The organism is Mucilaginibacter sabulilitoris (assembly GCF_034262375.1).
GTDB lineage: Bacteria > Bacteroidota > Bacteroidia > Sphingobacteriales > Sphingobacteriaceae > Mucilaginibacter > Mucilaginibacter sabulilitoris.
This window is the reverse complement of sequence record NZ_CP139558.1, coordinates 6,734,170-6,749,114: the sequence shown is the minus strand read 5'-3', so window position 1 is coordinate 6,749,114 and position 14,945 is coordinate 6,734,170. Positions and strand designations below refer to the sequence as shown.

10 protein-coding genes are annotated in these 14,945 nt (G+C 40.7%); 2 read left to right on the top strand and 8 right to left on the bottom strand.

Annotated features, from left to right (window positions below; translation table 11 throughout):
• Positions 1-12: 12 nt before the first annotated feature.
• Positions 13-564 (bottom strand): hypothetical protein, encoded by a 552-nt coding sequence (locus SNE25_RS28405; RefSeq protein WP_321562397.1) that lies wholly within the window; start codon positions 562-564, stop codon positions 13-15.
• 266 nt (positions 565-830) lie between these two features.
• On the opposite strand from SNE25_RS28405, the gene SNE25_RS28400 reads away from it, so the two are divergent.
• Positions 831-1,019 carry a cold-shock protein gene (locus SNE25_RS28400; protein WP_321562396.1) on the top strand — a complete coding sequence of 63 codons (189 nt, stop codon included), beginning with the start codon at positions 831-833 and terminating at the stop codon, positions 1,017-1,019.
• Between the two features lie 359 nt (positions 1,020-1,378).
• Here the strand turns inward: SNE25_RS28400 and SNE25_RS28395 are convergent, their stop codons facing one another.
• From SNE25_RS28395 to SNE25_RS28365, 7 genes are all read right to left on the bottom strand, one after another.
• Positions 1,379-2,239, bottom strand: coding sequence for a sigma-70 family RNA polymerase sigma factor (locus SNE25_RS28395; protein WP_321562395.1), 861 nt, complete (start codon positions 2,237-2,239; stop codon positions 1,379-1,381).
• A gap of 301 nt (positions 2,240-2,540) precedes the next feature.
• Positions 2,541-5,009: an AsmA family protein gene (locus SNE25_RS28390; protein WP_321562394.1), complete on the bottom strand. Its 2,469-nt coding sequence runs from the start codon at positions 5,007-5,009 to the stop codon at positions 2,541-2,543.
• Positions 5,010-5,129: 120 nt separating this feature from the next.
• Positions 5,130-5,717 (bottom strand): DUF4202 domain-containing protein, encoded by a 588-nt coding sequence (locus SNE25_RS28385; RefSeq protein ID WP_321562393.1) that lies wholly within the window; start codon positions 5,715-5,717, stop codon positions 5,130-5,132.
• Between the two features lie 25 nt (positions 5,718-5,742).
• On the bottom strand, positions 5,743-7,209 hold the full coding sequence (locus SNE25_RS28380) for a rubredoxin (RefSeq protein ID WP_321562392.1): 1,467 nt from the start codon (positions 7,207-7,209) through the stop codon (positions 5,743-5,745).
• A 125-nt stretch (positions 7,210-7,334) separates the two neighbouring features.
• Positions 7,335-10,868 (bottom strand): molybdopterin-dependent oxidoreductase, encoded by a 3,534-nt coding sequence (locus tag SNE25_RS28375; RefSeq protein WP_321562391.1) that lies wholly within the window; start codon positions 10,866-10,868, stop codon positions 7,335-7,337.
• Between the two features lie 6 nt (positions 10,869-10,874).
• A complete protein-coding gene (locus tag SNE25_RS28370) occupies positions 10,875-12,170 on the bottom strand; it encodes a NarK family nitrate/nitrite MFS transporter (protein ID WP_321562390.1) in 1,296 nt (431 codons plus the stop codon).
• 25 nt (positions 12,171-12,195) lie between these two features.
• Entirely contained in the window at positions 12,196-13,737 is a 1,542-nt protein-coding gene (locus tag SNE25_RS28365) for an alginate export family protein (RefSeq protein WP_321562389.1), read from the bottom strand.
• 501 nt (positions 13,738-14,238) lie between these two features.
• Between SNE25_RS28365 and SNE25_RS28360 the strand changes: the two genes are divergently transcribed.
• Positions 14,239-14,937, top strand: a complete 699-nt coding sequence (locus tag SNE25_RS28360) for a Crp/Fnr family transcriptional regulator (protein WP_321562388.1) — start codon at positions 14,239-14,241, stop codon at positions 14,935-14,937.
• Positions 14,938-14,945 lie beyond the last annotated feature (8 nt).

Sequence of the window (14,945 nt, the reverse complement as noted above, 5' to 3'; positions counted from 1 at the left end):
AATTACGATGGATCAGGCAATAGATTCGGGAGGCCTGCCTGCTATAGTAGCCGGTGGGTTTTTTATATTGATTTGTATAAAAGTGCAGGGTTTTTCAACAGGCGGAGCAGTAGCGAAAAAGGTATAATCAACTATCGGAAAACTGTATTTGTTATCAACTCCGGTTTTTTTGCCTGATGATTCATGTGCCTTTTTACTTACAGGGATGTCATTAGTCTGTTTTGCACATATAATATTTTCGTTTAGCAGCTGAGTGGTTTCATAATTAGGTATACATTGCACAAACATGGTGTCGCGTGTCATTCTGAGCTTAACATAATTATAAGCACGGCCATTAAACTGAATTTGGCCCGATACACGTACATACGTTTGCCAGTCGTGAATTTGAGGCAGGTGCTGCTTTATTTTTATTTGGATAAGATTATTAACATCGTATTTGCCACGGCTAATTTGCTCTGTTGCAAATTTATTTGAACGATATACCAGATATTGGTTCAGCAGCAGGTAACCACCTATGTTAAACAGGTGAACGGCGAGCATGAGAGTGGCAAGGATACGGTTCAATTAATAATGAATCTAAATAATAACAATGCTAAGCATTATTTTAATTAGTTTATAACTTATTGAAATAAATCTGGAAAATAAGACCGTGTGTTTTATACACTATCATTGATGCTAAATAGCTTATGCTAAGGGTGTCTGAGTTGTTTTTCGACTGTCTTTTATGTGACTGCTTTTGATGTAGAAATTAATTTTATTACTTAATTGCCTTATTTATAGTTAATTGTTGATTTTTAACCGTACCTTTACTTCATTAAATAAAATATAGAATGCAAGGAACAGTAAAATTTTTCAATGAAAGCAAAGGATTCGGGTTTATCGTACCAAGTAATGGTGGTGCCGAAGTTTTTGTACACGCCTCAGGCCTTATCGACACCATCCGTGAAAACGACAGTGTTACCTACGATGTAGAACAAGGCAAAAAAGGTTTAAATGCGGTAAATGTAAAAGTAGGTTAAATAACTATTATTATAATCGTACAAGCATCTGCACAGCGTGCAGATGCTTTTTTTGTGCTCATGTTTTCCCAGGTAAAAGCGGGCACAAAAAAAGAGCCGGTGGTTAACCGAGGGCACTGAAAAAGTCCAATTAATATGTGAGGTAAAAAGGAGGGCTTAAAAAAATCAATTTGATACGTTGAGAATCGTTTATACGACTCGGCGATGAGACTTGTAGGCCTATAAGACAAGGAAAAGGGGTTGTTCGTGCTTATTGAACAACCCCTTCATTTTTGCCGGATTTTCCGGGACTTTTTCAGTGCCCTCGGTTAACCACCGGCTCTTTTAATTATATAGAGTGTTTGCACTCTGCAGGTAACTTAGTTCAAATATGATTGTAACAGATTTGATTTTGAGTTATGACGCAAACGCATCAAAGCTTTATCTTTTAACTGGCGTACACGCTCACGGGTAAGATTAAATTTCTCACCAATTTCTTCTAATGAATGTGCGGCATAACCACCCAAACCAAAGAATAAAATGATAACCTCGCGGTCACGTTCGGCAAGGATACCTAATGAGCGTTTAATTTCCTGCGATAATGAATCCATCATCAGTTCGGTATCAGTTGCAGCATCGGTGCTTTGCAGTACGTCAAGTAGTGTATTTTCTTCGCCCTGAATAAACGGAGCATCCATGGAAATCTGGCGACCGGCGTTGCTTAACGAATCAGATATCTTATCAACAGAAATTTCCAGGTCTTCAGCCAGTTCCTCAGGTGTTGGCTGCCTTTCAAATTCCTGTTCTAATTTTGAAGCCGCTTTGTGTATCTTACTTAATGAACCTATCTGGTTTAATGGTAAGCGCACAATACGTGATTGCTCAGCAACAGCCGATAATATTGACTGGCGGATCCACCATACAGCGTAAGAAATAAATTTAAACCCTTTGGTTTCATCGAAACGTTTGGCTGCTTTAATTAATCCTAAGTTTCCTTCGTTTATAAGGTCGCCTAAAGTAAGGCCCTGGTTTTGATATTGTTTTGCTACTGACACCACAAAACGAAGATTGGTTTTTGTTAACCTTTCTAATGCTGCCTGGTCGCCCTCACGAATCTTTTGTGCCAGGATCACTTCTTCCTGCGCGCTAATTAAATCCACCTTGCCTATTTCATGCAAATACTTTTCAAGCGACTGAGACTCGCGGTTGGTAATGGATTGGGATATTTTAAGTTGTCTCATTTTTTTGAATAGATTTTTTTCAAGCTATTAAACAGTCCGATAAGATTTTGCCCGGTTGGTTTAACCAGACGATGTTAAATAATAAATTAAATTAAACTTTGCTTCAGTAAATTTTTCAATACCCGGAATAGTAATTACGAGGGCTGGCTAATGTTGCTAATGCTGTACGAAGCGTGGTGTTGATAACCAATAAATGTTTAATCAATATATGATCTCTTAAATGGATGCACAAAGATACGCAATTCTATGCCATTATTGTGTCACAAATACGTGTATTTACAAGCTGTTTTTTTGTTCATTTTTATTGTTTTGAATCAGCCACTTCTGTGCTTGGTTTTTCCTTTTTCGGTCGGTTCTTGTTCCACTTTATTTTAATCTTACCATCCTCGCCATCAGTAGCTAATATATGCAATACAATGCCGCGCATGCGTTTTTTGTTTCGTTCATTTTGGTCAACTATGGCTGTATCTTTTTTAGGATTTCTGAGTGGTATATCAAGCGCTATATTGGTTCCTTTTGACAGGGAGTACACACCTGCTACATCCATATTAAGCACGTTTGAATTAATTTGCATAGGACTGATCACAATTTTATCGCCATTAATATTAAATTGGCCTTTAAGATTTGAAAAGGTAATATTCTCCAGATCGCGGAACGGGAAAGCGAATTTACCTACACTTTGAATAGGCGAAAAATTAACCAATGCGCCTTTTTTGAGCTCAAATGTTGTTACCCCGTTTATTGACCTTGGCACAACGTTGCCCTCATTATTTATACTTCCCGTAATGTGAGCCTGCGCCGAAAGAAAGCCCTTTAAATTTTGATAAGTAAAGCTTTTTAGGCCAAAGTTATTAAATGAATAAAAAAAGTTACTGGTATTTACATTATCTATTTGGGTGTTGAGCAAAAAGGTGTTCACGGTACCTTTCTGAATAATATTACCGGCCAGCTTTAATGACCCGCCCGCGTGTTTTACGCGCACATTTTGCACCCGTATGCTATTATCGGCCAGTAGCAAATCGGCAGTTGCATCTGTAGCCAGAAACTTTTTATAATAAACTTTAGCTACACGGAGGTGAAGTTCGGCCTTACCCTTGTCAAAAGCGGTATTGAGCTGGCTGTGTAAATTAACCTTGCCGCTTTTACTCCTTATCGGCGCATCGCTTTTGCGGGCGTTCAAAAAACCTAAAAATTCAGCTATATGCAGTTGCGGACTATTTATCTGCCAGGTAATCAGTATTTTTTCGGGAGCGGTATAATACAGGTTTAAGAAATTGTTTACGCGGCCCTCCATATAGGCTACACTATTACCTGTTTGCAAACGGATGTTGTTCATCAGCAGGTCATTTCCTGCGAATTTCAGGGAGATACCTGTATTTTTAAAATGAAGGTTACGTGGTAAATAACTTACATCGGCATTTTTAATATTAACAGTTCCGCTTAGTATTGGTTTGTTTAACTTGAAATTTATCAGGGGAGCTTTATAAGCCAGTTTAAGATCAGCAGTGCCTTTGGTAAACTTAAGGCTCTGTTCGCCAATTACGGGGTTAAGCTTTGCTACATCAAAATGCGATTTAAATATACCTGTAGCCACAGGAACATTCAGGTTGTTTATAAATGCGGTATCAACAGTAAACGGGATTTGCTTGTATTTTCCGTTAAAATGATACAGTTTTATAATGGAGTTGTCGTCATTTAAGCCTTTGCCATTAATATAATTATTGGAGAATATACCGTTAAAGCTGCAATCATCAATTTTGCCGCCCGGAGTAGTCACGGTATTGTTTTTTACTTTGGCGGTAACAAAAATTAGAGGATCGCCACCACCGGCAAAGCTACCATTGAGGTCACAGGTTACAGCAATTGGGTTATCAATGTTAAACATGTTGAGGCTTTTGGTAATATTGGGGGCTAAAAGGTTAGCGGCGCTTGTCCATAGTATTTTATCATTTACAATGTTTATGGTAAAATCTGCCGGGCCTTTAGCCAGGTTAAATTTGGCGCCTATTGTAAATGTATCATCACCAATGCCAAGTTTATTGGGCGCCACTACAATAAGTTTACTTTTACTATCATACCTAATGTCAAACGGGCCTGTAAGTAGTTTGTCTTTCATAAAACTTCCCTTTTGGGTATTGAATGAAAAACTTTTCACCATGGTTTTTAACTTGAGATGAGCATTCCAGCCGGTGGCAGGGTAATCCATACGACCGTTTACATCCTGCGCCTGAAACTTAAATAATTTAAAAGCCTTTCTGTCGTCTACAGTGAAATTCACGTTGCTTAATTCAAAGCGTTTAAGTTGTGCAGTTGAGCTGCTTTTATCTTCGGGTTTGTTATTGTCTTTAGGTTTAGCCTTAAAAACAGCAGTATTGCTATATCCGGTACTATCGGTAAACAAGTCAATATCGGCATTACTGATCTCAATTTTGTTGATATCAACTGTGCCCTTGAGCAGCGCCATAGCGTTTACAGAAACATAAAGTTCTTTGGCGTTGAGCAGTGTATGGCGGTGATTAGCCCAAAGCTTATCCTTTATCATAACATCTTTTAGCACAATAGATACACCTGGGAAACCCTTGAAAAATGTGGGGTCGATATTGCCAATGGTGAGTGTGCCGTTAAGGTTTTTATTAAGTTCGGTAGTGATAAGGTTAAGTACTTTTTGCTTGTTATAAGCTATATAAACAGATATAACAATACACGCAACTATAACCAAAGCTATAATGCCGCCTGTAACCTTCAGTATTATTTTTAACCACTTTGGCATAATAATAATTTAACAATAAAGGTTTGTAACGCCTAATTGTTTGTATATAAAGCTTATAGTTGTAAACTGCAGGTAAATTGTTACTTAAGCTCCTGTATTAATATACCGTTGGTTGATATGCTAACTTATCAATTTTAAGGCCTCTTGTATATAATGCAGTCCGGTTTCAGAATACGGTAACCTCAAAGCAAACTGGTGTCCGTGAGCATCCATTTTCAGGAGTGACTTTTTGAGGATATTGATCACTTTATCCGGTTCATATTTTGGATAAAAATCTTCATATTGAAATTGTAGGAAAACAAGGCACAGGGCGTTTTCCATGGTTTGTACATCATGATCAACCTTGATCTTTTGCTTGAGGATAATTTGCTTTGCCCTCGCTATTTGCTCAGGAGAATATCCAACAGTTTCCATGACGTCCGAGGCTTTTTCAGCATGGTACTGGGCCAGGTCTTTACGCCATTTTAAATAAGCTTCCCTGCCCACGGGATAGGTGTCACGGGGTATTTCCCAGCGGCCAATGTGCTGGCTCCGGGATGCCAGCAGCAGTTCTTCGCTCGCATTGGTGTCAAGTTTATTTACCCAGTCATACAGTTTGAGCGCTAAAAAATACTCCTGTGGATAGGCGATCTTTTCCCAGGTAAAAGTATTGGGGTCTTTTTGATTGTATGCATCAAATTGTGCAAAGGCGTCGCTTAATTTAGTCATAGCTATATCTCAGCGTAAATATAATTTATTTAGCCACAGGTGCACTGTTATCCACATGTATAAAACATTCTTTTGATGAATCACAAACCGGACAGCAATAATCGGGCAATAATTCAAAATCAGTACCCGGAGCAATGCCGTTTACCACATCGCCGTAAACCTTATCATAAATGCTGAAACAGTTTTTGCACTGATAAATATAATGCGGTTCTTTTTCTGTTTTACTGTCGGCAGTCCCGTCGGTTTGGGCGGGAAGCAATATGCTGTCGTCAATTAAAAGACTGTAAAAATAATTGCATAACTCGATAAGGCAATGGCCCAGGACCTGCGCCGGTACTTTTTCGCGGTAAGTAATATATTCCTTTGAGTTTGGATTGAAATCGCTGGTATGTAATACGTCAAAAACATCAGCTTCGCGTTTTTTAATGATGATGGAACCCGGCAAGCCTGTTTTGGGCTGCATTTTTATAGCAAAACAAAGGCGAAAAGTGCGGAGGTCATATTCCTCAAATTCCCTTACCAATTGTTGTTTTAATTCCAGACTTTCACTGTTCAGGTTTTCCAGTTGCCAGTTGAGTTCGTTGGAGGCATGCCTGATGTTTACCCTATATTTATTTAGTACAATGCCCCATTCTTTTCTGTCCGCTTCACTAATGCCTTTTATCAATAAGGACTTCCAGGGCGTGGTATATAATTGTCCGATACGATTTTTTAGGCATAGGGTACAAATATCCTTCATAAACTCCAACGGAAACAATTCGTTGCGGCGATAAACACCCAGCCAGTATTTATTATTTACATAACGGTTAAGGCCTTCATAATAAGGTAGCTGAAAGTCGGGTAGCTTTAATGGTTCGGTTATGGGCTGGCTGATCAGGTCACTTTCGGCAATAACCAGATCATAAAATTTTTGATGATCAATTTTCTGTTTGTCATAAAACAAGTCTTTGTGGCTCATAATGACTTTTTCGGCGATATTGCTCCATACCGGTATGTCTTCCGAATAGATCAGCGATGGCCAGCAATATATATCGGTTGTTTTGGGAAAACGGATGTACAGGAACCAGTAGTTATTTACGTCGGATGTGATGAAATTGAAATTGCCACTAAAAAAAGGCACGAAGGTCTGGTGTTTGTCTACCAGGTTTATCTTTAATTGCGGCCTGAAATTAAACAGGTCAAAAATATCTTTGTAAACACCTTCTTTTATCCAGCTTTCGGTATTAAAGATAGCATCGGTCACATAGGAACTAATGATATTAGGAAATTCGTCCTCATCTACTTCATAGCTGATCTCGGCGCGGAGCATATCCATCTCCATATCTTCCAAACGGTCGGCCTCAATGCAAAAAAACAACTGTTGCCTGTTTCCAATACGGATATTTACGGCTCCCGCATTTTCAGCAATCAGCAATAACTCATATAAATCACCGGCCGATACCACTCCACCCGGTAAATTTACTTTGATGCAACATGTTTCTTTTTGTTTCATAGTTTGCCTCTCCTATATTATATTATTGAAAAAGGGTTGTCATGCTGAGCTTGTCGAAGCATGGTGTGTAGGCCTCTGCGCTCAACCTTTCGACGATGCTCAGGGTGACACCCCTTTTTTTGCTATTATTTACTCTCTGCAAGAGTTAACATTTCTTCCAGCAGGCGTTTTACTTCTGGCCGGCATGAGCCGCAACCCGTACCCGCACCGGTGGTATTACACAGGTCTTTAAGGTTATTACAGCCGGCGGCTATTTTATTCTGGATGTTTTCGCTGCCTACATTGTTGCAACTGCAAACCAGTTTACCCAGTACCGGCTCGGCCTTATTGCCGCTGCGTAAAAGCTGAATACGCTTTTCACTCAGTTCGGTTTTATTAGCAATCAATTCCTTAAATTCCTGGAACTCGCTTTTATCACCTATAAGTATAGTGCCTACCAGTCTATCATCATGGATGATGCATTTTTTATAATAGCGTTTCGCCTTATCAATAAACACTATTTCCTCATAATGCGGGTTGTCCGGGCATTCGGATAAACCAATACTGCACAAATCGAAACCATGAATTTTAATGATGTTCATGAACAGCGTGCCCTTATAGTAACTGGCAATATCGCCATTCATGTATTTGGCCATAACTTCGGCCTGTTGCTCTGCTGCGGCAGTGATGCCATACATCGTGCCTTCAAATTCGGCAATTTCGCCAATGGCATATATATCCGGATCGCTGGTTTGCATACGTTCGTTCACAATAACTCCGCGTTTGCATTCCAATCCACAATCTTTAGCTATCTCCAGGTTGGGAGTAGTGCCAATAGCCAGGATCATGGCATCGCAGTTTATCTTGTTTCCGCTTTTTAAGCCTACCGCGGTCAATTTTGAACGACCGTAAAACAGTTGCACCTCATCGTCATAATAAATATCACAACCCTGATCAGCCATTTCTTCTGCCAATAGCTGGCTGCCCAGCACATCTAACTGGCGGTTAAGGAAGCGGGATACGCGTTGCACAATGGTAATCCTCATGCCAATTTCGCGTAGGGAAGCTGCCATCTCGAGCCCAAGCAAGCCGCCGCCTACAATAACCACATGGCCACCTTGCGGAACATGCTTTATAAAGCTGTCAGCATCATTGCGGCTGCGCATGGTGAATATACCAGGCAGCGAGGGGACGTTTTTTGGCACCGATGCCCGGCTACCGGTGGCCAGCAGTAAAATATCATAAGGTGTTTTAATTCCTCTTGAATCGGTAACCTGTTTGTTGGCGCGGTCTATTTTTTCAATGCTCACGCCACGAAGCATTCTGATCTTGTATTCAGGTTCTTCCGAATCTTTCATTTTTACCAATTGCTCCCATGACTGCTCACCGCTGATATAATCGGGCAGCATTACGCGGTTGTAAAAAGGGTGGTTCTCCTTGCTGAAGATGGTGATCTCATCATCTGGGTTTAGCTCCCGGTATGATTTTACAAAGCCATAAGCCCCAGCTCCTGCGCCAACTACTACAATGCGCTGAAAAGGCTTTTTGTATTTTTTAAGATTTACAGCGCAATATTTAAAATCAGGCTCTTTTGATACAGGATCCAGCATATCGCTGGTAATATTATTGGCCCGGTTAAGGTCGTTATTTAAAATTTTACCCCAGTGCATGGGTAAAAACACTACGCCGCGTTTTATTTGTTCGGTTAGTTTGGCCTGCACCCTTACTTCGCCCCGGCGCGACGTAATAACGGTAATATCGCCCTCATTAAGTTGCAATATGGCGGCATCATCCGGGTGGATCTCTAAGAAGGCCTGTTTATAATGCTGGTTAAGTTTATTCACCTTGCCTGTTTTGCTCATGGTATGCCACTGATCGCGGATGCGGCCGGTGGTTAATATAAACGGATATTCATCATCAGGGGCTTCACTTGTTAAGGTATCCGGAACCGGACTGATCACTGCTTTTGCGGATGGGGTATAGAAAATCTTATCGGTAAATAAACGCTGTGTGCCTTTTGTCGGGCTTTTCTTTTTATAAGGCCATTGAACCGTTTTTTGCTCCTTTAAAATATCATAATTCAAGCCGCTGATATCAATGTTGGTTTTGGCTGTAAGCTTTACATGTTCGGCATAAATAGCCGCCGCGTTTTCAAAATCGAAACCTTTATAACCCATTTTACGGGCAAAACGGCAAATGATCTCAGCATCGGGCAGAGCCTCACCGGGCGGGTCAATTACTTTGTTAAGGTAGCTGATGCGGCGTTCAGAGTTGGTCATAGTGCCCTCCTTTTCGGCCCAGGCCGCTGCAGGTAATATTACATCGGCGTAAGCTAAAGTTTCGGGCTTGTTGCTGATTTCCTGTACCACTACAAATTTGGCTTTCTTTAAGGCCTCCTCGGCCAGGCGAACATTAGGCAGGCTGGTGAGCGGATTGGTACACATGATCCAGATAGCCTTTAACCGGCCATCATTCAGCGCCTCGAACATCTCTGTTGCTGTAAGGCCCGGTTTGGGTTGAATCGGCTTACCTCCCCAAAATTTTTGAACTTCCTCGCGGTGCAGTGGATTGCTAAGAACACGATGAGCCGGAAGTAAATTGGATAGACCACCAACTTCCCTGCCGCCCATAGCATTGGGCTGGCCGGTTAATGACAACGGGCCTGAACCTGGTTTACCAACATGCCCGGTAATTAAGTTCAGATTAATGAGGCTCAGGTTTTTGTTTACACCTATGGCGCTCTGATTAAGGCCCATGGTCCACATGGTAATAAAGCCTTTGGCTTCGCCAATATATGTTGCCGCAAGACGGATACTGCTTTCCGTCAGCCCGCAGATCTGTGCCGATTCTGTTAATGTTTTTTGAAAAACAATGGTACTGTATTGCTCAAAACCTTCGGCATGGTTGTTTATAAAGTCAATATCAATATCGCCATTCTCTATCAGCAAGCGGCCAATGGCGTGATTGAGCGTAATGTCGGTACCCGGATTTATCTGTAAGTGCAGATCGGCAATGGCGCAGGTATCGGTAACGCGTGGATCAACCACGATGATCTTTGTATCAGGATTTGCTGCCTTGTGCGCTTCAACCCTTCGCCACAAAATAGGGTGGCACCAGGCAGGGTTTCCGCCCATAATGTAAAAACAATCGGCAAGCTCAATATCATCATAACAAAGCGGAACGGTATCTTCACCTAATGCTATTTTATAGGCCGCAACAGCACTGCTCATGCATAAGCGCGAATTAGTGTCGATATTATTGCTGCCGATAAATCCCTTTATGAGTTTATTCACTACATAATACTCCTCGGTTAAGCATTGCCCCGAAGCATAAAAGGCTACCGAATCGGGTCCGTATTTTTCAATAAAGGTTTTAAAAACGGCGGCTGTACGATTAAGTGCATCATCCCAGCTTACCTGCTGCATAGGCATACTTTTATTGTATCGCATTTGCGGGTAAAGCAGGCGGTCGCTTTTATCATTTACGGTGTAATGCAGGTTCATCCCTTTGCTGCAAAGCATACCTTTATTTACAGGGTGTTCTGTATTACCCTGCACGGTAATAGTGCCGTTCTTCTCTTTATTTACAACAACGCCGCAACCCACCCCGCAATAACAGCAGGTGGAGGTTACGGCATTGGCGGTTAACCTGTTTTTAGATGCAGATGCTTTTACACTCATAATATGTTATGCCATACTGCCAGACATTGCTGTTTCGGTTTCTGTGCTGGGAACCGACTGTTTGTAAAACCGGGTTACTAAAACAATTAACGCTACCACGATAACCGTATAGCCTATATAGGTAAATGCCTGTACATAAGTAATGGAATCGGATTTGAACAGAAAGCCGAACAGCATCCCCCCAAAATTGCCCCCTGCACCAACTATACCGCTAACAAGGCCCACATTTTTGGTATTTACAAACGGTACTATACCATAAGTAGCACCATTAGCCATTTTTAGGAAAAGCGCGAATGACAACATAGAAACGATAGCCGCTAATAACGAACCTGATTGTGCGAACAATATCAATAATGCACCCTCGCACAGTAAAACTCCCGCAAGCAGTAATCCCTTGCCCCGCATACCGAATTTATTGCCAACCTTATCAGACACAATACCGCCTAAAGCACGGGCAAATAAATTCATAAACCCGAATATGCCTGCCCAAAAGCCGGCAGAACTTTGTGACAAATGAAATGAATCGACAAAGTGTAAGGAAGCTACGTTGTCAAAAGTGATCTCCATACCAAAACACATGGCATAGGCCAGTGTAAGAGCCCATATCCTCCAATCACCCAAAATGCTCCAGTCAGTTTTTGATGATTTTCCCTGGCTGTAACCAATTTCGTCATAATTGCCATTCGGGGTGTCTTTAGTGTATTTTGAGTATAGAAAAGCGATAACCAGCATTAAAACCCCAGGGACAATCATGGCATAGCGCCAGGCTTCGGCTGTGGTATATCCAAAACCAACTATGGCCGCAAATATTAAAGGCATCACCATATTGGTTACCCCGCCGCCCAGGTTGCCCCAGCCACCGGTGATAGCATTGGCAGTACCTTTTAATTGCGGTGCAAACATCATGGAGGTATGGAACTGTGTAATTACAAATGATGCACCTATAACCCCAATGGCCAGCCTGAATAATAAAAATGTAGTATAATCATGGGCAAGGCCTACCAAAAATACAGGCAGCGAACCTACCAGCAATAGCCTGATAGCAGTTTTTCTTGGTCCCCAGGTATCACATAGTTTACCTATAATTAAACGTGCTATAATAGTTGCTGATACCGAAGCTATGATGATATTACCGATCTGCCCTTTGGTAAGGTGCAGTTCGGTGCGGATGGTTGGCATTAAGGGAGCCAGGCCAAACCAACCGAAAAAGCAAACAAAAAACATGAGCCAGGTAATATGGAAAGTGCGCATTTGCACGCCTTTTACGGAGAATATATTGAGTTTGGTGAGTTGATTTTTCATGTAGCTAAATTTTTAATATGAGGGGTTATTTATTAAAAAATTCGGGTTTGATATTGATCTGCAGGTAGGCCCATACAGGTTTTAAATTTGCTGTACCCGGTGTGATGTTTTTGGCATATTCCATGCTGCGGGTTGCCGCCATGTACGACAGACCAAGATCAACGGCTGTAAATTTATTAAGCTTGTAGCCGGTGGTGAGGTCAAACTCAGTACCCAGATATTTGCTTACGGGGTTACCGTTAACATCCTTCTGATCTTGCGCCAGCATAAAATAATGGTTGGCCAGTTCAGTAGTAAAGCGGTTGTTGGCCGAAGCATACTTTATTTTGAGATAGGGGTTGCTTAAACCACCGGTTGGCGAACCGCTAACCGCATAAAAATAATCCATGTAGCCCCAAAACTTGTGCGGGGTGCCATACAGCGGGTCAAAACGATGGTTGGTTTTCGAGGTGGAAAAAGCATCGTTACCAGACAGGTAATCCCATCCGCCTGTAAAACTAAACGAATTTGGTTTGTAGGTGATAGATGTAGTGATGGTGTATGCGCTTAATGATAAACCCTCACGATCATGCCCGCCCTGGTAATAGAAGCCTCCGGTTAACGCCAGCTGATTTTTATTGCCAAAAACCGGGTTTATTAACAGGCCTGTGGTGTAGCGGGTATTTACTCCGGTTTGGTTAAAGCGTTTACCATAAACATAACCTACATCTTCTCCCGAAGTATTTTTAACCGAATCCAGAATGTATTTACTAAACTGATCGGCCAGGAACAAACCCGAGATTTTGGTTTTGTTGAATTTTTTTGCTGCATATAAATACTCCAGCGCTTTATAATTCTGGGTAGATGCATTTGAACCCGGAGCATTTAAATATGCCAGGCTGCCATTTTTTGCACTAATGCCCGCAGCATTAATAAGCGGGATCATATTTGCCGGTGTATTTACTAGGTTACCCTTGCTGTCTTTTACCATGGCCGGAATATTGGCAGGGGTATAATAGGTGCCATTATAATTAATAGCATCAGAATTTTGGTTGAATGCCGCGCCAAGATCAAGCTGCCAGCCATTTTGAAGCATTTTTAACACAATAGCATCATGGCGGCGACCTTGCTGCGTCCAGTCTAAATTACCAAGCAGTCGTTCATCATCATAAACCAGTTCCTGGCGACCTATTTTAATAGCAAAATAATCAAGCGGTGATGATTTGAAGGATGTATCTTTTTTGTTTGATAAAATGATTTCGGCCCATGCTTCGTGCAAGCCTAATTTATTGCCATCGGCAGGCGTTGTGGTTGAGGCATCCTGCCCCCAAAGGCGTACGTCCTGAATAGTAGTATGAAAAATGAGTTTGTTTGATTTGTAATCAAACGTTAAACGCGTTCGCTGGGATATAAAGGCTGCGTCTTTGTAACCGGTGGTTTGCAACGTGCCATAACCATCCCGCAATTCGCTCCTCGTTCGTAATTGTCCTGAAAGGGAAACCTGCGCATTCACGTTTTTAGAAGAAAAACAAACAATAAAAAATGCAATGGCAGGAATAGTGTATTGGTTTAATACATTTTTGTACATTTGAGATAGTTTTTTATTTGTTAAAGCAATGAAAACTGTTTACCCTGTCTGGGAATGCGACCTCCCGGCAGGGCTTTTTTATGTTTTGTGTTTAGAAATTCACTTTCATAGGCGCTAATTTTTACTTTTCTTAATTATTGGGTTGTTATTTTTTATAAATATATCTAAAATAGCCTAATTAGTCAATAAATTCAATATTATTTATTAATTTTTATGATTTAAATCATTAAAAAAAGATTTTATTAACATTTTATTAAATTTAAACTCAATGAAAATTGATAAAATGTAATTTTTGTAAAGTAAAAACTGACTTACATTCATTTTTGGCTGGTATAAATTTAATTTAATGGTGTTTTTATGTGGTTTTTTTGATATTTTTCTATCTTAATTATAAAATGTTCTAATAAAATGACATATATCATGTTTTAAATTCATTTATTTGTTGTGTTTATTGATTGATATTGTGAATTGTGTTAATTTGTATAGGCCGATTTGTTATAAATGAAAAAAATTCAAAATATTTGTGATGTAGAGAGCTGTTTTTTATGTAAAAACTGTTTGAAAGAGTGGCGGCCGGCAATTTCGGCTCATAAAATCAACTTTAAAGTAAAAAAAGGTGAAGTTATATTTAAAGAAGGTGACCCTGTTACCGGTATTTACTTTGTATACTCGGGAAATGTAAAGGTTTATAAAAAATGGGACAAGGATAAAGAGCTCATTGTGCGTTTTGCTAAAGCCGGTTCAATTTTTGGTCACAGGGGATTGGGTATTGGCAGTGCTTATCCCATATCTGCCGCGGCGCTTGAGTCAACTGTTGTGTGTTATGTAGATGTTGTATTTTTTGAAGCATCGTTAAAGGTTAATCCGGATTTTACTCACAAGTTGCTGATGTTTTTTATGGAAGAACTAAAGCAGTCTGAACGTAAAATGCGTAACCTGGCACACATGTCTGTTAAGGGCCGGGTTGCCGAAGCGCTTATTTCCCTGCAAGGTCAATTTGGCTTAACACCCGATGGCTTTATTGGAATTGACCTGAGCCGGCAGGATCTGGCATCATACGCCGGAGCTACTTACGAAACAGTATTCCGGATGATGAATGAACTGGTAAGCGAACAATTGATAAGCCTTTCGGGGAAAAGTATCCGTATTGCCAATTATGATGAACTTTCAAAATTGGCTCAGGATCCTTTCTTTCCATAGTCGGGCAA